This is a genomic window from Caballeronia telluris (genome assembly GCF_001544495.1).
GTDB lineage: Bacteria > Pseudomonadota > Gammaproteobacteria > Burkholderiales > Burkholderiaceae > Caballeronia > Caballeronia telluris.
The window spans coordinates 95,851-116,233 of record NZ_FCNZ02000012.1 but is presented as its reverse complement, the minus strand read 5'-3'; the positions used below and the strand labels follow the sequence as shown (position 1 = coordinate 116,233).

Sequence of the window (20,383 nt, the reverse complement as noted above, 5' to 3'; positions counted from 1 at the left end):
GGTTCCGGGCGCAGACAAGCGCGCGGGGCCGTCGTCAGGGTCGTCTCGTCTGTGTAGTTTTGGGTTCGATCCGCGCCAGCGGCGGGGCTGGACTCGGTCAGGACAGAGACTAGGGGAACACAAGTCACGATCCAATCTCAAAAAAGGCATGCCGCGCATGCCGGCATCCTTATAAGTCTTGCGGGGCGGGCGATAGCGGCTGATGCCCCCGATGCAAACCCCAATGAAAAAAGGCCAGGCGCGCGGCCTGGCCTTGCTGCAAACGTCGGGGTTTACGTGGACAAAATCACTGAATCACGCGCGATACGCCTCGTCCGCGCGGATCGGACATCGGCTCGGGCGTATCGCCGTCGATGCGGATCGCCTGGATGTCGCCGTTGAATCCCTGCATCGTGAACGTGTAGCCCTTCGCTTCGAGCGCTTTCACGACTTCCGGATCGAGCGCGTGGTACGGCTCCTGATAGATCGTGTTCGGCGGCAAGAGCTGATGATGAAAGCGCGTCGCGCCGACGGCTTCCGGCAGCGGCATCGAGAAGTCGTACACGTTGGAGAGCACCTGGAATATCGACGTGAAGATGCGCGAGCCGCCCGGCGTGCCGATGACCATCGCGACCTTGTCGTCCTTCGTGAGGATGGTCGGCGTCATCGACGAGAGCGGGCGCTTCTTCGGCGCGATGGCGTTGGCATCGCTGCCGACCACGCCGAACATGTTCGCGACGCCCGGCTTCGACGAGAAGTCGTCCATTTCGTCGTTCAGCACGATGCCCGTGCCTTCCGCGACGACGCCCGATCCGAAGTAGCCGTTGATCGTGTACGTGTTCGACACCGCGTTGCCCCATTTGTCGACGACGGAGTAGTGCGTCGTCTCGGCCTTCTCGGGCATCGTGGTGCCGAGCCCCGGCAGCACGCTCTTGGTGTCGGAAGGCGTCTCGGGATTCACTTCCTGCGCGCGCTTCAGGATGTAGTCGTCGTTGGTGAGCTGCGCGACCGGCACCTTGTAGAAGTCGGGATCGCCGAGATACTGCGCGCGATCGGCGAACACGCGCTTCTCGATTTCCGCGACGAGGTGGATGTACTGCGCCGAATCGAGCGGGACGTTCTCGAACTTGTCCTTCAAGTCCGCCTTCATCTTCAGCAACTGCACGAGGCCGATGCCGCCCGAGCTGGGCGGCGGCGCGGTGATGATCCGGTAGCCGTTCCAGCTCGCGAGAATCGGCTGACGCCACACCGCCTTGTAGTCCTTCAGGTCGCGCTCGGTGATGAGGCCGTGGCCCTTCATCGACGCCGCGATCAGTTCGGCCGTCCGGCCTTCGTAGAAGCCCTTCGCGCCGTTGTCGGCGACGCGCTGCAAGGTCGCCGCCAGATCCGGCTGCTTGAATACCGCGCCCTGTTTCATGCCGCCGAAGTAGAGGTCGAAGTTGGTCTTGCCCGCGAACTCCTTCGACGCCTTGTCGCGCCGGTCCTGCAACTGGTCGTCCACTTCGAAGCCGTTCTGCGCATACGCGATCGCGGGCGCGAGCACCTGCTTCCACTTCAGCTTGCCGAAGCGCTTCTGCGCCTCCCACATGCCCGCGACCGTGCCCGGCACGCCCACCGCGCGATGGCCGTACAGGCTCATGCCCTTGATGACCTCGCCCTTGTCGTCGAGATACATGTTCTTGGTCGCGGTGAGCGGCGCGCGCTCGCGATAGTCGAGAAAGTACGGCCGATGGTCCACGTAGAGCGTCATGAAGCCGCCGCCGCCGATGTTGCCCGCTTCCGGATACGTCACGGCGAGCGTGAAGGCGATGGCGACGGCCGCATCGACGGCATTGCCGCCCTGCCTGAAGATCTGCTCGGCGGTTGCTGCCGCGTATTTATCCGCGACGGCCACCGCCGAAGCGGTGAGTACCGCCGGCTGGGTATCGGTTTTCGCGTAGGCCGGCGTGCTCTCGACGAAGCCCGTCGATACGAAAAGCGCGGCGGCCGCGAACGCGCCGAGCACCGATGAGCGCATGCGTTGTTCCAGTTTCGACGACATCCCTTCTGTCTCCTTGGCTTGCGGTGAAAATGGGCTTATACCATGATCGCGGCCGCCGTCGGAAAAGCGGGAGGCTTATGGCATCAGCTGCCCGCCGTTCACGTCGATGATCTGACCCGTCACGTAGCGCGACATCGTCTCGGAGGCGAGATACAGGAACGCGCCGCTGCAATCGTCGGGCTCGCCGATGAAGCCCATCGGAATCGACTTGCGGAACGCTTCGAGCTGCTCGGGCGACGTGAAGCGGTCCTGGAACGGCGTCTGGATCACGCCGGGCGCCACGCCGTTCACGCGAATCTTGTCGGCCATGAGTTCCTTCGCCATGCCCTTCGTGAGCGTGCTGACAAAGCCTTTCGACGCCGCGTACAGCAGCGCGCCCGGGCCGCCGCCGTTGCGCGCCGCCACCGACGTCACATTGATGATCGAACCGCCGCCGTTGGCGCGCAGCGACGGCAACGCCGCGCGCGTGAATGCCACGACCGAGCGCGCGTTGATGTGCAGGACTTCGTCGAAGAGTTCGTCGGTCACGCTTTCCAGCGGCTCGCGCTTCACGAGGCTGCCCGCGTTGTTGATGAGCACGTCGAGCTTGCCGAATTCGTCGGCGACTTGCGCGACGGCGGCGTCGATTGCCTTCGTGTCGCGCACGTCCGCGCCGACGGTGATCGCGTTCACGCCGAGCGCGCGCACTTCCTGCGCGACGGCGTCGGCGGCTTCCTTAGACTGGTTGTAGTGAATCGCGACGTTCGCGCCGTAGCGGCCGAATGCGCGCGCGGCCGCCGCGCCGATGCCGGTGCTGGCTCCGGTGATCAGAACCGTTTTGCCTTTCAGATCGTGCATGAGTGCTCCCGAGATGCGTGGATGAAGAAGAAGCCCGCCGCGCGAGAAGCGGACCGAGATGCGCGAACGAGCGATTAGAAATGTCGTCGCTGCCTATTCTGCACTTACATAACGCGTCGGACTATCGTTTGCGCCGAAAATTCATCGACGATCGCGGTTGCGCCGGGACCGTGCCAGCAAAGGCCGCGCCTCGTTTCGAATCTTGAGATTGCCGTGCCGGCGCCGCATGCGCAATCCAGCGCCGACGATCCGTTCGCTCTGCGCAAAAGCGTTATGCTTGGTCGTTGGGCAAGACGTTGCAATGCATCACGCAAGCGATCCGACAACGAACAGGAGACAGCGATGAATGCGAAAGTCGATCCGATTCCCGAAGGCCGCCACGGCGTGACGCCCTACATGACGGTGGCGGGCGGCGCTGCCGCGATCGAGTTCTACACGAAGGTGTTCGGCGCGACCGAAGTGTTCCGGCTCGATGCGCCGGGCGGGCGGGTCGGGCATGCGGAACTGTCGATCGGCGGCAACGTCGTCTATCTCTCCGACGAGTTTCCCGAAATGGACGTGCGCGGGCCGCTCTCGGTGGGCGGCACGCCCGTCACGCTGCATCTCTACGTGGAGGATGTCGACGCGGTCGCGCAACGCGCCGTCGACGAAGGTGCCACGCTCGTTCGCCCGGTCGCGGACCAGTTCTACGGCGACCGCGGCGGCAAAGTGCGCGACCCGTTCGGCCATCTCTGGTGGATCGCGACGCACATCGAAGACGTGTCGCCGGAAGAGATGCGCGTGCGCGCCGAGAATCTCTTCGGCGGCGCAGGCTGAAGGTTCGGACGCTGCGCGCTCAGTCGTCGAACGAGTAACGCTCGATGACGCGCAGCGCCGACTCCCTGAACGACGCGACCAGATCCGAACGGATGCCGCTGCTCGGGTACGAGAGCGCGTATTCGTATTCGATCGCGTAGTCGGCGGGCGCCTCGAACGGACGCACGACGACGCCGTGCGCGCGCCACACTTTCGCCGCGAACGGCTCGACGATCGACACGCCGAGCCCGCCCGCGACCATCGCATAGCGCGTGTGGGCGGTGTCGGTCAAGACCGTGTAGTTCGGGCGTTCCTCGGCGGCGGAGATGGTCGACTGCTCGGCCTCGTAAGCCTGCCGCGAATTCGGCAGCCAGCCGATGATCCGCTCGCCGCGCAGGTCCTGCGCGCGCACCACTTTCTTTTTCGCGAGCCGATGGCCGGCGGGCATCGCGCATAGCGCACGCGTGCGCAGCAGCGTCTGCACCTCGATGCCCGCGACAGCCGGAAACGCCTGGCTGATCGCGACATCGGCCTTGTGGTTCTGCAAGCTCAAGAGCACTTCGGGCACCTTCACCGAGTCGACGCGAATCGGCACGCCCGGATGGCGCTCGACGAAGTCCGCGAGGATCGGCGGCAGGAGCGTGGTCGCGAGCACCGGCATGCACGCGACGGTGAGGCCTTCGGAGGCTTCGTCGCGGATCATGTCGGCGACCTGCTTGAGCCGCTCCAGCCCAAGGAAATTCTCCTCGACCGACTTGTAGAAGCGCAGCCCCGCGGTCGTGGGATTCAGGCGGCCGCCGATTCTACTGAACAGGCTAAAGCCGAGGTCGGCTTCGAGATCGGCGATCAGGCGGCTGATGGCGGGCTGCGTGACGTGCATCTTGCGTGCGGCACCGACACTCGTGCCGGTCATGATGAGACTTCGAAAGGCTTCGATCTGGCGAAAACGGATCATTCTTGACTGAAAGCATGGATTGCAAATTCGGGACTCGAATCTTATAGGAAACAAAGACTTACTGCGCCGCTCAAATGGCGTTGGCACAACACAATGCGCTATTTGTCAAAGAAACGTCGCAAGTATGCGCAAATCACATGGCCTATAAGCACATGTGAGTGGATTCCGCCTTATTGTTGTTAAATACTCGCCGCCAACCTGAGTTGCTGCCGGAAAGCGGGTTAAGCGGAACGTCAGGCTGGCTAAGGACCGATTCGATCGAGTTTAGCCAGCCAAAGCTAGACGACGTTCCGCCAGTATGAATCGGGCCGATTATCCCGGCCTGCTACAACAACATGAGACAAGGCAAGAGGATCCCCATGACGTTCTTCGTCGTTCCCGCCATCCAGCCCGTGCATCGCGCGCGCGCTCCCCGCTCGGGCCATTCGATGCCGCGCCGCCGCGCCGTGTCCGCGATACTCGCCGCCGCGTTCGGCGCCGTCGCGCTGTGCGCGCAAGCCGCCATCGTTCCGCCGGGCGTACAACTCGCGGCGAAACAGGAACTGGTGCGCAACAACGCGTCGGAAGTCGAAACGCTCGATCCGAATTTCGTGGAATCGGTGCCGGCCAACAACGTGTCCGAGGACCTGTTCGAAGGTCTCACCGCCACCGACCCCGATGGCAACGTGCAACCGGGCGTCGCCGAAAAATGGGAGCAGAAGGACCCGACGACGTGGATCTTCCATCTGCGCAAGAATGCCAAATGGTCCAATGGCGAGGCCGTTACCGCAAACGATTTCGTGTACGGCTGCCAGCGTCTCGTCGATCCGAAACTGGCGTCGCCTTCCGCCGGGACGTTCGGCAAGTTTCTGCTGAACGGCGCCGAAATCATCGCGGGGAAGAAGCCCGTGAGCGAACTCGGCGTGCGCGCGATCGACGCGAACACGCTCGAAGTGAAGACGCCGTATCCGGTGCCCTTTCTGGCGAGTCTGGTGTCGAACACGACGCTCGGTCCCGTCAACAAGGCCGCGGTCGAAAAGTATGGCCGCGACTGGACGAAGCCCGGAAAAATCGTGAGCAACGGGGCGTTCGTGCTGAAGGAATGGCAGGTCAACAGCAAGCTCGTGCTGGTCAAGAACCCGAATTACTGGGACGCGTCGCGGGTGCCGCTGACGCAGGTCACGTATTTGCCGGTCGAGGATGAAAACAGCGACCTGAAGCTCTTCCAGTCGGGTGAGAACGACTTCATGATGCAGTTGCCGTCGGGCACCTACGCGAAGTACAAGCAGCAGTTCCCCGCCGACATCAAGAATTCGCCGATACTCGGCCTGCGCTATTACTCGTTCAACAATAAAGACCCGCTCCTGAAGGACGTGCGCGTGCGCAAGGCGCTTTCGATGGTCATCGACCGCGACATTCTCGCGCAGCGCGTGACCGCCGACGGCCAGATTCCCTCCTACGGCGTGATGCCGAAGGGCATCAAGGGTGCTGACGTGACGGCTTACGACTGGTCGACGTGGCCGATGGCAAAGCGCGTCGAGGAAGCGAAGAAGCTGTTGGCCGAAGCGGGCGTGAAGCCGGGCACCAAGCTGCGTTTCGCGATGAACACGAGCGAATATCACAAGAAGATGGCGATTTTCGCGGCATCGGAATGGAAGACGAAGCTCGGGCTGGACACCGAGATCGAAGCGATGGAATTCAAGGTGCTTATCAAGAAGCGTCATACGGGTGACTATCAGATCGCCCGCAACGGCTGGACCGCCGACTACAACGACGCCACCACGTTCCTCACGCTCGTGCAGTGCAATTCGGAACAGAATGACAACTCCAGCTGCAATCCCAAGGCCGACGCGCTCATCAAAGAAGCGAACGCGACCACCGATCAGGCTAAGCGCACGCAACTGCAAACCGAAGCGGCCAAGCTCGCGATGGACGACTATCCGATGCTGCCGCTCCTGCAATACACGCTCGTGCGGCTGGTGAAGAGCTATGTCGGCGGATACTCGCTGAAGAATCCGTTGGACCGTTATAGCAGCAAGGACCTCTACATCGTCAAGCACTGATGTCGATGGCGCCGCCTAAGGGCGGCGCCATCCGCGAGGAGAAAAAACATGTGGTCTTACACACTGCGGCGCGTACTGCTGACGCTGCCCACGCTGCTGCTCGTCGTCACGGTCTGCTATCTGCTGTTGCACGCGACGCCCGGTGGCCCGTTCGACGGCGAGCGCAAGGTGTCGGCGGAAGTGCTCGCGAACCTGCAGGCGAAATACCATCTCGGCGAGCCGCTCTGGAAGCAGTACCTGCTCTATCTCGACAGTCTCCTGCACGGCGACCTCGGCGCTTCGTTTCGCTACGCGGACTGGAGCGTGAACGAACTCGTGCTGCGGGCTTTGCCGGTATCGCTTGCGATCGGCGGCATCTCGATGCTGCTCGCGATCCTGATCGGCGTGTCGCTCGGCATTTTCGCCGCGCTCTATCGCAACAGTCCCGCTGACTACCTGCTGATGCTCGTCTCCAACGCGGGCAGCGCGTTCCCTTCGTTCGTGATCGGGCCGGTTTTGATCCTCGTCTTCGCGATCCTGCTGAAGTGGCTGCCGGCGGGCGGCTGGAACGGCTTCGACGTCCGCTATATGGTGCTGCCCGTCACGCTCCTCACGATGATCAGCGTCGCGACCGTCGGCCGCGTCACGCGCGCGAGCCTGATCGAAGTGATGAACACCAACTATATTCGCACCGCGTTCGCGAAGGGTCTGCCGCGACGGACCGTCGTCCTGCGCCATGCGCTGCGCCCGACGCTGATTCCGGTCGTCTCGGTGCTCGGGCCGCTCGCGATCGCGTCGATCACGGCGGCGGTCGTCACGGAATCGGTGTTCTCGCTGCCGGGCATCGGCAAGCTGATCGTGAACGGCGCGGCCAATCGCGACTACACGCTCGTCCTCGGACTCGTCGTGCTCGTCACGGTCGTGGCCGTGCTGCTCAACCTGCTGGTCGATCTCGCCTACGCGTGGCTCGATCCGAAAATCCGCTATTGAGCATCGAACCCAACATGAAATCTTCTCTCGCGCCGCTGCTCGAACAAGCCGCCGCCGCGCCCGTCGAAGGACGCAGCCCGTGGCAGGACGCGCGCATGCGCTTTCGGCGCAACAAGGCTGCCGTCGCGAGCCTCGTGCTGCTCGCGCTCATCACGCTTGCCTGCATTATCGGTCCGATGCTGCTGCCGAACGCGTTCGATTCCGCCGACTGGAACGCGATGAGCGCCACGCCGACCTTCGCGAACTGGCATCTCTTCGGCACCGACGAAACCGGCCGCGATCTGCTCGTGCGTTGTCTGATCGGAGGCCGCGTATCGCTTCTGATCGGCGCGCTCGCCACGCTCACGTCGGTGACGCTCGGCATCGTGTGGGGCGCGGTGGCGGGCTTCGTCGGCGGCCGCGTGGACAACGCGATGATGCGCTTCGTGGACATGATGTACGCGATTCCGTACCTGCTGATCGCGATCCTGATGGTCACGCTGCTCGGCCGCGAGTTCTACCTCGTCGTGCTCACGATCACCGTGTTCTCGTGGATGGACATGGCGCGCGTCGTGCGCGGGCAGACGCTCGCGATCCGCTCGAAGGAATACGTGGAGGCGGCGCGCGCGATCGGCGTCTCGACGAGCGGGATCATCGTGCGGCATGTCGTGCCGAACCTGCTCGGCATCGTCGCGATCTACACGACCGTGACCGTGCCCGGCGTGATTCTCACGGAGTCCGTGCTGTCGTTTCTCGGCCTCGGCGTGCAGGAACCGATGACGAGCTGGGGCGTGCTGATCCAGGACGGCGTCGGCGTGATGGAAAGCTCGCCGTGGATTCTGCTGTTCCCGGCCGCGCTCTTGTCGGTCACGCTCTATTGCATCAACTTTGTCGGCGACGGGCTGCGCGATGCGCTCGATCCGAAGGACCGGTGAGCCCATGTCGACTCTGCTCAAGGTAAGCGACCTCGAAGTCGCGTTCAAGACGCCCGACGCCAGCGTGCGCGCGGTCAACGGCGTGAGCTTCGATCTGCGAGAGGGCGAGACGCTCGGCATCGTCGGCGAATCGGGCTCCGGGAAAAGCCAGAGCGTGCTCGCGATGCTCGGTCTGCTGGCGAGCAACGGCCGTGCGAGCGGCCGCGCGATGTATCACGGCGAGAATCTGCTCGCGATGCGGGCGAAGGCGCTGAACCGCATCCGCGGCAATCGCCTCTCGATGATCTTCCAGGACCCGATGACGTCGCTCAATCCGTATTTGACGATCGAGCGGCAGATGACCGAGGTGCTGGAACTGCACAAGAACATGACGCGCCGCGCGGCAAAAACGCGCGCGATCGGCATGCTCGAAGCCGTGCGGATTCCCGAAGCGGCGCATCGTATCGACCAGTATCCGCACGAGTTGTCGGGCGGCATGCGCCAGCGCGTGATGATCGCGATGGCGCTCCTGTGCGAGCCGCAAGTGCTCTTCGCCGATGAACCGACGACCGCGCTCGATGTCACCGTGCAGGCGCAAATCCTCCAACTCCTGCGCAATCTCCAGCACGACTTCGGCACGGCCATCGTGCTGATCACGCACGATCTCGGCGTGGTCGCGGGTCTGTGCGAGAAGGTGATGGTGATGTACGGCGGCCGCGTGATGGAGCATTGCAGCGCGACTAACCTGTTCGCGCGGCCATCGCATCCGTACACGATTGGGCTGTTGCGCGCGTTGCCGCGTCTCGATCAGAGCGGCGCCGCGTTGCAGGGCATTCCCGGCAATCCGCCGAACATGGCGCATCCGCCCTCGGGTTGTCCGTTTCAGGAACGCTGCGTCGATGCGAACGCGCGCTGCGGCGAGCGCGCGCCTGCGCTCGAACCCTTGCACGGCGACGCCGCATGGCTGCGCGCGTGTTATCGCCCCGTCGAACAGCTGAAGTCGCTGCACGAGGAGGCGCGTCATGTCTGAGCCAACCATCCTGTCTGTGCGCGACGTGCAGGTGCATTTCAAGGTCAAGGCCAAGAGCCGGCTGCCGTGGGCGCCGTCGCGCACGCTCAAAGCCGTCGACGGCGTCAGCTTCGATCTGAAGGCGGGCGAAACGCTCGGCGTGGTCGGCGAATCGGGCTGCGGCAAGTCGACGCTTTCGCGCGCGATCCTTAATCTGATTCCCGCGACGCAAGGCGAGATCGTGTGGATGGGCAACACGCTTTCGGGCGCGTCGCCGCGCGCGTGGCACGACGTGCGGCGCGACATCCAGATGATCTTCCAGGACCCGCTCGCTTCGCTCGATCCGCGCATGACGGTCGGGCAGATTATCGCGGAACCGTTGCGCGAACACCGTCCGGGGATGTCGAAGGACGAAACCATGCAGCGCGTGCGCGCGATGATGGCGAAAGTCGGCCTGCGCGAACAGATGATCAACCGCTACGCGCACGAATTTTCCGGCGGACAGTGCCAGCGCATCGGCATCGCGCGGGCGTTGATCGTGGAGCCGAAGCTCGTCGTGTGCGATGAGCCGGTGTCCGCGCTCGATGTGTCGATTCAGGCGCAGATCGTCAATCTGCTGAAGTCGCTGCAATCGGAGATGGGGCTTGCGCTCATCTTCATCGCGCATGATCTCGCGGTGGTCAAGCACATCTCGGATCGCGTGATGGTCATGTATCTCGGCCACGTGATGGAGCTCGCGGAGAAGCAGTCGCTCTATGCCGAGCCGCGCCATCCGTACACGCGCGCGCTGCTGTCGGCGGTGCCGGTGCCCGATCCGGCCATCGAGCGCCGCAAGGTCGTGCAGATTCTCTCAGGCGATATCCCGAGCCCGATCAGTCCGCCGTCCGGCTGCGTGTTCCATACGCGCTGTCCGATCGCCGAAGCGCGCTGCGCCATCGAAACGCCCGCGCTGCGCACGCTGTCGGACTCTGTCGCGGCGGCGTGCCTCCTTGCCTGATCCCTTCATTACCCGACGACCCGTGAGCGCCATGAACTGAAGAACGACCCGCCTCGAAGCATCCGTCCCCTGTCGTCGCCGTCGATGCCCCGACCTTTACCGGTCGCCGGGCGCGGCATCGTGCATTCCATCGATTCACAACGGCGCTAAAGCAAGCAGTAGAAACAACAATAAGTGGAGATCATTCGTGAAAAAACAAAAGCACTCACTCGCGTTATCGATTTTGCTGTTCAGCGGTTTAATGGCGACGGCGGTATTCGCGCACGCCGACGAAATCGAAACCGACCCGCCTTCGCGCCATACCGAAGCGCCGCCGAGTTCACCGCCGAATACCGAAGCCGATGCGCCGGTCAGCAATCAGGCGAAATCGAATGGGTTTATCGAAGACTCGCATTTGAAACTGCTTTTCCGCTCCTATTCGGAGCACTTTGAAGTGGAAGGCGCGAAGAACAAGGATGCGTGGGTCATCGGCAATCAGGCGGTGTTCGAATCGGGTTATACGCGTGGATTGTTCGGCGTCGGTTTCGATGCTTCGCTCTTTAGCGCGTTGAAACTGAATGGCGGGCAGGGCGCGGGAAATCGTGTGCATTTGAACGCGGATAAAACGACGGGGCAAAACCAGCTTGCATGGACGTATCCGGGCGTCTGGGACGTCAAGGCGCGCGTGTCGAATACGGTGGTGAAATACGGCCAGCAACTCTTCGATAATCCCTTTCTCGTGCCGCACGATAATCGCGCCTTGCCGCCGACTTATCGCGGCTTTTCGCTCGCGAGCGACGAGATCAAAAATCTGACGATGAAGGCGGGCAGCGTCGATGCCGTGCTCGCGCGCGGCATGACGAGCACGTCGTCGCTCTACACGGAATACGGCGGCGTCAAGTTCAGCCGCTTCACTTACGCGGGCGGCGATTACACGATCGGTGACGATACCGCGATCTCGCTTTACGGCAGTCGCGCGGAGAACGTATGGGACCAGTATTACTTGACCGCGACGCACAGCATTGGCAGCCCGTCGACGATTCGCTGGACCGGCGCGCTGAATTATTATTACACGCATGACGTGGGCCAGAGCCGCGAAGGCCCGATCAATAATCACGCGTACAGCCTCGCATTGTCGGGACAGCATGGCGCGCATACGGTCCAGGTCGGTTTCCAGCAAATCGCCAGCAATCAGTTTTTCGATTATGTAGGCCAGTCGGCAGGCGATTTCCTGTCGAACTCGCTCGACGTCGATTACAACGCGCCGCATGAAAAGTCGCTGAGCCTGTCGTATTCGATCAATTTCAAGGATTACGGCGCGCCCGGCCTGAAAATGACGATGTGGACGGCCTATGGCTGGGGCGCGGACGCGACGGAATCGGCGAATCGTTATGCCGATCCGGATAGCGCACTTCACGGTCTGTACTGGAAAAACGGCGAGCCGGTTCACGGCACGCACTACGAATTCGGCGTGATTCCGAGCTATACGATTGCAAGCGGAAAGCTGAAGGACACATCGGTCAAGTTCTATTACATGCATCACCACGGCAGCAAGTACTACTCCGACAGTAGCAGCGACGTCTACCGCCTGATGGTGAATGTGCCGGTGAATGTATTCTGAGCTTACAGTCCTGAAAGGGGCTTGGAAGCATGCCTCAAACTGCGGCCGGAATCATCCTAGGGAAACCTACAATCACAAACTTTAGCATTACAACAAGCTTTCGACTATAACGTGAGTGCGTGCCGTGGATCGCCATGTCTCGCGTCACGTCTCAGGCCCGTCAGGCTTTCCTGCGGGCCTTTTTTTTCGCTTCGTCGTCTTTGTTAAGCGCTTGCTTTCAAAACCTTACGTTGAAGGGTTTCCTAGTGAAAACCCCATCGATTCTTTCGCTTGACTTACTTGATATATCACATACTGTGTATATCTAATCGCTCAGGAAAATTGGGCAAGACGGAGGGTGCCGATCGGCATCCCGAACGACAAGGCAATACGCCAAGGAGACAGGCAATGGAAACGGAACGTCAGGCAGGAGCGTCGCGGCTGGCTTCGCCGTGGGTACAACTCGTATTCGGCGTGATCTGCATGGCTATGATCGCGAACATGCAGTACGGCTGGACGCTGTTTGTGAACCCCATCGACGAAAAATATCACTGGGGACGCGCGGCGATTCAGGTCGCGTTTACGATTTTCGTGGTGACGGAAACCTGGCTGGTTCCGATCGAAGGCTATCTCGTCGACAAGTACGGACCGCGTCCGGTGGTCGTCATCGGCGGCCTCTTGTGCGCGATCGCGTGGGTGATGAATTCCTACGCGTCGTCGCTGCCGATGCTGTATTTCGCGGCAGCCGTCGGCGGCGTGGGCGCGGGCGCGGTGTACGGCACCTGCGTCGGCAACGCGCTCAAGTGGTTCCCGAATCGTCGCGGGCTCGCGGCCGGCATTACCGCGGCGGGCTTCGGCGCGGGATCGGCGGCGACCGTCGTGCCGATCGCGCACATGATCAAGAGCAGCGGTTACGAACAGACGTTCCTCTGGTTCGGCCTCGGCCAGGGCATCATCGTGTTCCTGCTCGGCATGGCGCTCTTCGCGCCGCCCGCCAGCATGCTCGCCCCGGCGAAGAATGCGCTCAAGCGCGCCGTCTACAACGCGAGCCCGAAGCAAGTGCTCACGTCGCCGATCTTCTGGGTCATGTACCTGATGTTCGTGATGATGGCGGCCGGCGGCCTGATGGCAACCGCGCAGCTCGGCCCGATCGCCAAGGACTTCGGCCTGCACGATTCGCCGGTGTCGATCCTCGGCCTGACGCTGCCCGCGCTGACTTTCGCGCTCACCATCGACCGCGTGCTCAATGGTCTGACGCGTCCGTTCTTCGGCTGGGTCTCGGACCGGATCGGCCGGGAGAACACGATGTTCATCGCGTTCGCGGTCGAGGCGGTCGGCATCATGATGCTGTCGAAGTACGGGCACAGTCCGGTGGCGTTCGTCGTGCTGACGGGCATCGTGTTCTTCGCCTGGGGAGAAATCTACAGCCTGTTCCCGGCGACTTGCGGCGATACCTTCGGACCGAAGTTCGCCGCGACCAACGCGGGTCTGCTCTACACCGCAAAGGGAACGGCCGCGTTGCTGGTGCCGTTCAGCAGCGTCATCACGACGATGACCGGAAGCTGGCACGCCGTGTTCACGCTGGCTTCGGGCATGGCGGCGCTCTCGGCCCTGCTCGCGATCTTCGTGCTCAAGCCGATGCGTAACGCCCACGTGCAGAAGCATTCGCGCGGGGACCTCGACATGACGTACGCCACGACCGTGAAGGACTGACGCGGTTCGCTCTTTCAAGCTTTTCCCTCGCGGCGGACGCTCACGGCGTCCGCCGTGTTCGTTTACAGCGAGCCTGTCATCGTCGCGAAAACGCGCTCCGCTATTACACTTGGCTTCTGTCCCTGTCAGCCGTTCGTGGGCAGGGACGCATGGATTCGTATGGTTAACCCCGATTTCAACGTAAACGAACAAAAAGGAACATGCTCCTTGTTGTTTTGGGTTCCTTTTTGAAAATCAGGGCCACGAACGCAGCATCGGTGTCCAAATAAAAAACGAACGAGACATGGATGAACCCTATGCCCAGCAGCACCTCCGGCCGCCTCTCGCGCGGCTCCCGCGCGCGCCTCGTCCGAGCCGCTTCGACTGCCCGTCTGCTCGATTCCTGAGCGCGCGCGAGAGCGCCCGGCGCGGGCCGTTTCGATGAACGCAATCTGGCGCCGAGCCGTCGACGACGCGCGCACGGTCATCGGTGGCGACGCGGGCAGCAAAACAGGCATCCACAAGGAGCGGAACTTGGTCTTGGAACTGGAGCGGGTCACCGTCGTTGCAGGCGGACAGACGTATCTGTACGGCGTCGATCTGCGCCTCACGCCGGGCGCGATCAACGTGCTGCTCGGCCCGACGCAGGCCGGCAAGACGACGTTGATGCGCGTAATGGCCGGCCTCGACAAGCCGACGAGCGGCCGCGTGCTCGTCGACGGACGCGACGTGACGGGCGTCGGTGTCAGACAGCGCAACCTCGCGATGGTCTATCAGCAGTTCATCAACTATCCGGCGATGACCGTGTTCGAAAACATCGCGTCGCCGCTCAGGCTGCAAGGCATCGCGGCGAAGGAAGTGGATGCGCGCGTGAACGAAGTCGCCGCGAAGCTTCATATAGAACATCTGCTCACGCGCCGTCCGGGCGAGCTGTCGGGCGGCCAGCAGCAGCGTTGCGCGCTCGCGCGGGCGCTGGTCAAGCGCTCGTCGCTCGTGCTGCTCGACGAACCGCTCGTCAATCTCGACTACAAGCTGCGCGAAGAACTGCGCGCCGAACTCGCGACGCTCTTCGCCGACGGCAAGACGACCGTCGTCTACGCGACGACCGAGCCGCTCGAAGCGCTCTTGCTCGGCGGCCATACGGCGATCGTCGACAAGGGGCGCGTGCTGCAGCACGGCCGCACGCTCGATGTCTACGACGCGCCCGCGACCGTCGATGTCGCCGCCGTCTTCAACGATCCGCCGATGAACATGCTGACGAGCGACATCACGACCGAAGGTCTCGCGCGGCTGCCGATCGGCGTCGACGTGCCGGTGCGGCTGAACGCGGACGGCGGCACCTGCCGTATCGGCATTCGTCCCGGGCATCTGCGGCTCGCGGCGCGCTCGCCGCGCGCGATCGCCGTGCCGTGCCGCCTGGAACTCGCCGAACTGAGCGGCTCGGAAACGTATCTGCATGTGCGCACGAAGACGGGCGGCATCGATCTCGTCGCGCAGTTGCAGGGCGTGCACCAGATCGCGCTCGGCACCGACCTCGACGTGTTCCTCGACCCGGCCGATCTCTTCGTATTCGACAAGGACGCGAAGCTCGTGTCCCATCCGGAGGCGAGCCATGGCGCGCATTGAGTTCCAGAACCTCGCGCACGCCTATCGCCCGAACCCGGCGACGCTCGACGACTACGCGCTCCAGCCGATGAGCATGGTCTGGGACGACGGCGGCGCGTATGCGCTGCTCGGGCCGTCGGGATGCGGGAAATCGACGCTGCTCAATATTGTCTCGGGGCTCGTCACACCGTCCGAAGGCAAGGTGCTGTTTGATGGCCGCGACGTGACCGCGCTCTCGGCGCGCGAGCGCAACATCGCGCAGGTGTTCCAGTTCCCCGTGATCTACGACACGATGAGCGTCTTCGACAACCTCGCGTTCCCGCTGCGCAACCGCAAGCTCCCCCCGGCCGAAGTGAAGGCGCGCGTGCACGAGGTCGCCGAGATTCTCGACATGACGCGCGAACTGGGACGCAAGGCGAGCAACCTCGCGGCGGATGCGAAGCAGAAGATCTCGCTCGGGCGCGGCCTCGTGCGCAAGGACGTCGCCGCGATTCTCTTCGACGAACCGCTCACCGTCATCGACCCGCACATGAAGTGGATGCTCAGGCGTCAGTTGAAGAAGATCCATCAGCAACTGAAGCTCACGCTGATCTACGTGACGCACGATCAGGTCGAAGCGCTCACGTTCGCCGATGAAGTCGTCGTGATGACGAATGGGCGGGTCGTGCAAAAGGGCGGACCGGAGGCGCTGTTCCTGAGCCCGGATCATGCGTTCGTCGGTTATTTCATCGGCAGCCCGGGGATGAACCTCTGCCCGATCGCGCTCGATGCCGATGCGGTGAAGATCGGTTCGCAGCGCCTGCAAGTCGACGGCAACACGCTCGCCACGCTCCAGAGCGCGAATGGCGAACTGAAGCTCGGCATTCGTCCGGAGTTCACGCGCATCGCGGCAAGCGAAGAGCCGGGCGCGGTGAAGGCGCGGCTGCTGCGCGCGCAGAGCCTCGGCACCTACCAGCTCGTCACCGCCGATTGCGACGGCCACGTGTTCAAGGCAAAGGTGGAACCGCATGTGACGCTCGCCGAAGGGCCGGTATGGCTGCGGCTCGCCGCGCCCGAAACCGTGTTCTTCAGCAACGACGAAAGGATCGGACGATGAAGCCCATCAATCAGAAAGCGTGGCTTTTGGTCGTGCCCGTGTTCATCTGCGTCGCGTTTTCCGCGGTGCTGCCGCTGATGACGGTCGTGAACTATTCGGTGCAGGACATCATCAGCCCGACGCAGCACGTGTTCGTCGGGACCGAGTGGTTTCGCAACATCATCAACGATTCGGACCTGCGTGGCGCGCTCGGCCGCCAGGTGATCTTCTCGCTGTGCGTGCTGCTGCTGGAGATTCCGCTCGGCGTCGGACTCGCGCTCGCGATGCCCGCAACGGGCTGGCGCGCGTCGGCGGCGCTCGTGATCCTCGCGATGCCGCTCCTGATTCCATGGAATGTCGTCGGCACGATCTGGCAGATTTTCGCGCGGCCCGATATCGGCCTGCTCGGCTACTGGCTCAATCATGCGGGCATCGACTACAACTACACGGCGAGTCCCTCGGACGCGTGGGTCACGGTGCTCGTGATGGACATCTGGCACTGGACGCCGCTCGTCGCGCTTCTCTGCTACGCGGGCTTGCGCGCGATCCCCGATGCGTTCTATCAGGCGGCGGAGATCGACGGCGCGAGCCGCTTCGCCGTGTTCCGATACATCGAATTGCCGAAGATGCGCGGCGTGCTGATGATCGCCGTTCTGCTGCGCTTCATGGACAGCTTCATGATCTACACGGAGCCTTTCGTGCTGACGGGCGGCGGTCCCGGCGATTCGACCACGTTCCTCTCGCAGTACCTCACGCAGAAGGCGGTGGGCCAGTTCGACCTCGGCCCGGCCGCGGCTTTCTCGCTGATCTACTTCCTGATCATCCTGCTGTTGTGCTTCATTCTCTACAACTGGATGGAGCGCGTGGGCAAGGGCGGCCCCTCGACGACGGGAGACGACCATGCGTGACGACCGCCGCTGGATGCGCACGCTGACGATCGTCGTCTACATCCTCTTCGCGCTGATCCCGCTCTACTGGATGCTGTCGATTTCGCTGCGCACGAACGAAGAGACGCTCTCCGCATTCTCGACGTTTCCGCGCCAGATCACCTTCGAGAACTACAAGGTCATCTTCACCGATCCCTCGTGGTACTGGGGCTACATCAACTCGATCATCTACGTGCTGATGAACACGGTGATGTCGGTGCTGGTCGCGTTGCCGGCGGCTTATGCGTTCTCGCGCTATCGCTTTCTCGGCGACAAGCACATGTTCTTCTGGCTGCTCACGAACCGCATGACGCCGCCGGCCGTGTTCCTGCTGCCGTTCTTCCAGTGGTATTCGAGCGTTGGTTTGATGGACACGTATGTGGCCGTCGCGCTCGCGCACATGCTCTTCAACGTGCCGCTCGCCGTGTGGATTCTCGAAGGCTTCATGTCGGGCGTCTCGCGCGAAATCGACGAGACGGCGTATATCGACGGCTATTCGTTTCCGGCCTTCTTCATCAAGATCTTCTTGCCGCTCATCAAGTCGGGCGTCGGCGTGACGGCGTTCTTCTGCTTCATGTTCAGCTGGGTCGAACTGCTGCTCGCGCGCACGCTCACCACCGTGAACGCGAAGCCGATCGCCGCCGTGATGACGCGCACGATCTCGGCTGCGGGCATGGACTGGGGCGTGCTGTCGGCGGCGGGCGTGCTGACGATCATCCCCGGTGCGCTCGTCATCTACTTCGTGCGCAACTACATCGCGAAGGGCTTTGCGATGGGGAGAGTCTGATGATCACGTGGATGTACTGGACGCCCGAAGTCGCGATCTTCTTCGCGTGCATCGCCGTGATGCTGGCGGGCATGACGGTCTGGGAAATCCGCTCGCCGACGGTCGAGCGCAAGGGCTTTCTTCCTATCGCGACGACGCGCGGGGACCGGCTCTTTATAGGCTTGTTGACGGCGGCGTATCTCAATCTCGCGTGGGTCGGCGTGAGCGCGGAGGGCGCGAGCGCATGGCCCGGGTTCGCCATTTCGATGCTCGTGCTTGCGGTGATCATGTGGAAGGGCTAGCACTCCGATATCCGGTTATCCGGTTCCGTTGTTACCCCGAACGGGGGCCGGCAGATGATCCAAGGGGTGTGAGAGTGAGGAGAAGACAATGAAACACAGGAGACGGATCGTCGCGCTTGCAGTCGGAGGCATCTTCGCAGGGGCGCTGGCGAGCAGCGCCGCCCTTGCGGATACGGCGGCTGCGCAGAAGTGGGTCGACAGCGAGTTTCAGCCGAGCACGCTCTCGAAGCAACAGCAGATGGACGAGATGAAGTGGTTCGTCGATACGGCGGCGAAACTCAAGTCGCAAGGCGTGAAGGAAGTGCACGTTGTATCGGAGACGCTCGACACGCACATGTACGAATCGAAGACGCTCGCCAAGGCGTTCACGGAGATCACCGGTATCGCGGTGAAGCACGACATCATCCAGGAAGGCGATGTCGTCGAGAAATTGCAGACGTCGATGCAGTCGGGCCAGAGCATCTACGACGGCTGGATTTCGGACTCGGACCTGATCGGCACGCACTACCGCTATGGCGTGATCGTTCCGCTCTCCGACTACATGGAAGGCGAGGGCAAGGCCTTTACGAATCCGGGCCTCGACATCAAGGACTTCATCGGCACGAGCTTCACGACCGCGCCCGACAAGAAGCTCTATCAGTTGCCCGACCAGCAGTTCGCGAACCTCTACTGGTTCCGCGCCGACTGGTTCGCGCGCAAGGACTTGCAGGACAAGTTCAAGGCCAAGTACGGCTATGACCTCGGCGTGCCGGTCAACTGGAGCGCCTATGAAGACATCGCCGACTTCTTCACGAACGACGTGAAGACCATCGACGGCGAGAAGGTCTTCGGTCACATGGACTACGGCAAAAAGGACCCGTCGCTCGGCTGGCGCTTCACGGACGCGTGGCTCTCGATGGCCGGCGAAGCGGACAAGGGCATTCCGAACGGACTGCCCGTCGACGAATGGGGTATTCGCGTGACGCCGGACGGCTGCCATGCGGTAGGCGCTTCGGTGTCACGCGGCGGCGGCACGAACAGCCCGGCGGCCGTGTACGCGACGACCAAGTACATCGACTGGCTGAAGAAGTACGCGCCGCCCGAAGCCTCGGGCATGACCTTCAACGAAGCCGGTCCGGTGCCCGCGCAAGGCAAGATCGCGCAGCAGATCTTCTGGTACAGCGCTTTCACGGCGTCGATGCTCAAGCCCGGCAACGTGACCAACGCGGACGGCACGCCGAAGTGGCGCATGGCACCGTCGCCGCACGGACCGTACTGGAAGGACGGCATGCAGAACGGTTATCAGGACGTCGGCTCGTGGACCTTCTTCAAGTCGACGCCCGCCAACCAGCGCGCGGCCGCGTGGCTCTATGCGCAGTTCGTGACGTCGAAGAGCGTGTCGCTGAAGAAGTCGATCGTCGGTCTCACGTTCATCCGCGATTCGGACATTCATAGCGACTACTTCACGAAGAACGCGGACAAGTACGGCGGCCTGATCGAGTTCTATCGCAGCCCGGCGCGCGTTGCATGGACGCCGACCGGCAACAACGTCCCCGACTATCCGAAGATGGCGCAGCTGTGGTGGAAGAACGTCGCGACGGCGGTCGCGGGTGAGAAGACACCGCAGGCCGCGATGGACAACCTCGCGAAGGAGATGGACCAGGTGCTTGCGCGTCTGCAACGCGCGGGCATGAAGGTCTGCGCGCCGCAACTGAACGCGGAAAGCGATCCGTCGAAGTGGCTGTCGGACCAGCACGCGCCGTGGAAGAAGCTCGCCAACGAAAAGCCGAAGGGCGAGACGGTGAAGTACGACGAGTTGCTCTCGGCGTGGAAGAGCGGCAAGGTGCGCTGAGTCATCCGCGAAACGGCGACGCAATGTAAAACGGGCGACCCGGCAGGTCGCCCGTTATTTTATATGAGCACGCGCATCGCGCGGTTGGCC

17 protein-coding genes are annotated in these 20,383 nt (G+C 62.7%); 14 read left to right on the top strand and 3 right to left on the bottom strand.

What is annotated here, in order from left to right; all coding sequences use genetic code 11:
* Window positions 1–286: 286 nt before the first annotated feature.
* Both ggt and AWB66_RS17155 read right to left on the bottom strand, forming a co-directional pair.
* Complete coding sequence (ggt, locus tag AWB66_RS17160; protein WP_087631377.1) at window positions 287–2,020, bottom strand: gamma-glutamyltransferase; 1,734 nt, start codon at window positions 2,018–2,020, stop codon at window positions 287–289.
* Between the two features lie 75 nt (window positions 2,021–2,095).
* Window positions 2,096–2,857, bottom strand: a complete 762-nt coding sequence (locus AWB66_RS17155; RefSeq protein ID WP_087631376.1) for an SDR family NAD(P)-dependent oxidoreductase — start codon at window positions 2,855–2,857, stop codon at window positions 2,096–2,098.
* Window positions 2,858–3,199: 342 nt separating this feature from the next.
* On the opposite strand from AWB66_RS17155, the gene AWB66_RS17150 reads away from it, so the two are divergent.
* Window positions 3,200–3,673, top strand: a complete 474-nt coding sequence (locus AWB66_RS17150; RefSeq protein ID WP_087631375.1) for a VOC family protein — start codon at window positions 3,200–3,202, stop codon at window positions 3,671–3,673.
* Between the two features lie 19 nt (window positions 3,674–3,692).
* Here the strand turns inward: AWB66_RS17150 and AWB66_RS17145 are convergent, their stop codons facing one another.
* On the bottom strand, window positions 3,693–4,565 hold the full coding sequence (locus AWB66_RS17145; RefSeq protein ID WP_407642288.1) for a LysR substrate-binding domain-containing protein: 873 nt from the start codon (window positions 4,563–4,565) through the stop codon (window positions 3,693–3,695).
* A gap of 401 nt (window positions 4,566–4,966) precedes the next feature.
* On the opposite strand from AWB66_RS17145, the gene AWB66_RS17140 reads away from it, so the two are divergent.
* From AWB66_RS17140 to AWB66_RS17080, 13 genes are all read left to right on the top strand, one after another.
* Window positions 4,967–6,649, top strand: coding sequence for a peptide ABC transporter substrate-binding protein (locus tag AWB66_RS17140; RefSeq protein ID WP_235021144.1), 1,683 nt, complete (start codon window positions 4,967–4,969; stop codon window positions 6,647–6,649).
* Between the two features lie 48 nt (window positions 6,650–6,697).
* Entirely contained in the window at window positions 6,698–7,618 is a 921-nt protein-coding gene (locus AWB66_RS17135) for an ABC transporter permease subunit (RefSeq protein ID WP_087631373.1), read from the top strand.
* 14 nt (window positions 7,619–7,632) lie between these two features.
* A complete protein-coding gene (locus tag AWB66_RS17130; RefSeq protein WP_268811155.1) occupies window positions 7,633–8,532 on the top strand; it encodes an ABC transporter permease subunit in 900 nt (299 codons plus the stop codon).
* Between the two features lie 4 nt (window positions 8,533–8,536).
* The gene (locus AWB66_RS17125; protein WP_087631372.1) at window positions 8,537–9,541 is read left to right on the top strand and encodes an ABC transporter ATP-binding protein; all 1,005 of its coding nucleotides are present in this window, start codon (window positions 8,537–8,539) and stop codon (window positions 9,539–9,541) included.
* Entirely contained in the window at window positions 9,534–10,517 is a 984-nt protein-coding gene (gene oppF / locus AWB66_RS17120) for a murein tripeptide/oligopeptide ABC transporter ATP binding protein OppF (protein ID WP_087631371.1), read from the top strand. The genes AWB66_RS17125 and oppF overlap by 8 nt, the downstream gene beginning before the upstream one ends.
* 187 nt (window positions 10,518–10,704) lie before the next feature.
* Complete coding sequence (locus AWB66_RS17115; RefSeq protein WP_235021143.1) at window positions 10,705–12,117, top strand: OprD family outer membrane porin; 1,413 nt, start codon at window positions 10,705–10,707, stop codon at window positions 12,115–12,117.
* A 387-nt stretch (window positions 12,118–12,504) separates the two neighbouring features.
* Window positions 12,505–13,809, top strand: a complete 1,305-nt coding sequence (oxlT, locus tag AWB66_RS17110) for an oxalate/formate MFS antiporter (RefSeq protein WP_087631369.1) — start codon at window positions 12,505–12,507, stop codon at window positions 13,807–13,809.
* 513 nt (window positions 13,810–14,322) lie between these two features.
* Window positions 14,323–15,414, top strand: a complete 1,092-nt coding sequence (locus tag AWB66_RS17105) for an ABC transporter ATP-binding protein (RefSeq protein ID WP_087631457.1) — start codon at window positions 14,323–14,325, stop codon at window positions 15,412–15,414.
* On the top strand, window positions 15,401–16,489 hold the full coding sequence (locus AWB66_RS17100) for an ABC transporter ATP-binding protein (protein WP_087631368.1): 1,089 nt from the start codon (window positions 15,401–15,403) through the stop codon (window positions 16,487–16,489). Before AWB66_RS17105 ends, AWB66_RS17100 begins: the two co-directional genes overlap by 14 nt.
* On the top strand, window positions 16,486–17,376 hold the full coding sequence (locus AWB66_RS17095; protein ID WP_062633871.1) for a carbohydrate ABC transporter permease: 891 nt from the start codon (window positions 16,486–16,488) through the stop codon (window positions 17,374–17,376). Before AWB66_RS17100 ends, AWB66_RS17095 begins: the two co-directional genes overlap by 4 nt.
* Entirely contained in the window at window positions 17,369–18,181 is an 813-nt protein-coding gene (locus tag AWB66_RS17090) for a carbohydrate ABC transporter permease (protein ID WP_087631367.1), read from the top strand. Before AWB66_RS17095 ends, AWB66_RS17090 begins: the two co-directional genes overlap by 8 nt.
* Window positions 18,181–18,462 (top strand): DUF2160 domain-containing protein, encoded by a 282-nt coding sequence (locus tag AWB66_RS17085; protein ID WP_087631366.1) that lies wholly within the window; start codon window positions 18,181–18,183, stop codon window positions 18,460–18,462. The genes AWB66_RS17090 and AWB66_RS17085 overlap by 1 nt, the downstream gene beginning before the upstream one ends.
* 88 nt (window positions 18,463–18,550) lie before the next feature.
* A complete protein-coding gene (locus tag AWB66_RS17080) occupies window positions 18,551–20,293 on the top strand; it encodes an ABC transporter substrate-binding protein (RefSeq protein WP_087631365.1) in 1,743 nt (580 codons plus the stop codon).
* Window positions 20,294–20,383 lie beyond the last annotated feature (90 nt).

Excerpts from the sequence above, each read along its gene's own strand:
- AWB66_RS17085 (WP_087631366.1), top strand. The coding sequence starts at position 18,181 with ATGATCACGTGGATGTACTGGACGCCCGAAGTCGCGATCTTCTTCGCG.
- AWB66_RS17150 (WP_087631375.1), top strand. The coding sequence starts at position 3,200 with ATGAATGCGAAAGTCGATCCGATTCCCGAAGGCCGCCACGGCGTGACG.
- AWB66_RS17155 (WP_087631376.1), bottom strand. The coding sequence starts at position 2,857 with ATGCACGATCTGAAAGGCAAAACGGTTCTGATCACCGGAGCCAGCACC.
- AWB66_RS17145 (WP_407642288.1), bottom strand. The coding sequence starts at position 4,565 with ATGACCGGCACGAGTGTCGGTGCCGCACGCAAGATGCACGTCACGCAG.
- AWB66_RS17100 (WP_087631368.1), top strand. The coding sequence starts at position 15,401 with ATGGCGCGCATTGAGTTCCAGAACCTCGCGCACGCCTATCGCCCGAAC.
- AWB66_RS17125 (WP_087631372.1), top strand. The coding sequence starts at position 8,537 with ATGTCGACTCTGCTCAAGGTAAGCGACCTCGAAGTCGCGTTCAAGACG.
- AWB66_RS17080 (WP_087631365.1), top strand. The coding sequence starts at position 18,551 with ATGAAACACAGGAGACGGATCGTCGCGCTTGCAGTCGGAGGCATCTTC.
- AWB66_RS17090 (WP_087631367.1), top strand. The coding sequence starts at position 17,369 with ATGCGTGACGACCGCCGCTGGATGCGCACGCTGACGATCGTCGTCTAC.
- oppF (WP_087631371.1), top strand. The coding sequence starts at position 9,534 with ATGTCTGAGCCAACCATCCTGTCTGTGCGCGACGTGCAGGTGCATTTC.
- AWB66_RS17140 (WP_235021144.1), top strand. The coding sequence starts at position 4,967 with ATGACGTTCTTCGTCGTTCCCGCCATCCAGCCCGTGCATCGCGCGCGC.
- AWB66_RS17095 (WP_062633871.1), top strand. The coding sequence starts at position 16,486 with ATGAAGCCCATCAATCAGAAAGCGTGGCTTTTGGTCGTGCCCGTGTTC.
- AWB66_RS17130 (WP_268811155.1), top strand. The coding sequence starts at position 7,633 with ATGAAATCTTCTCTCGCGCCGCTGCTCGAACAAGCCGCCGCCGCGCCC.
- AWB66_RS17135 (WP_087631373.1), top strand. The coding sequence starts at position 6,698 with ATGTGGTCTTACACACTGCGGCGCGTACTGCTGACGCTGCCCACGCTG.
- ggt (WP_087631377.1), bottom strand. The coding sequence starts at position 2,020 with ATGTCGTCGAAACTGGAACAACGCATGCGCTCATCGGTGCTCGGCGCG.
- oxlT (WP_087631369.1), top strand. The coding sequence starts at position 12,505 with ATGGAAACGGAACGTCAGGCAGGAGCGTCGCGGCTGGCTTCGCCGTGG.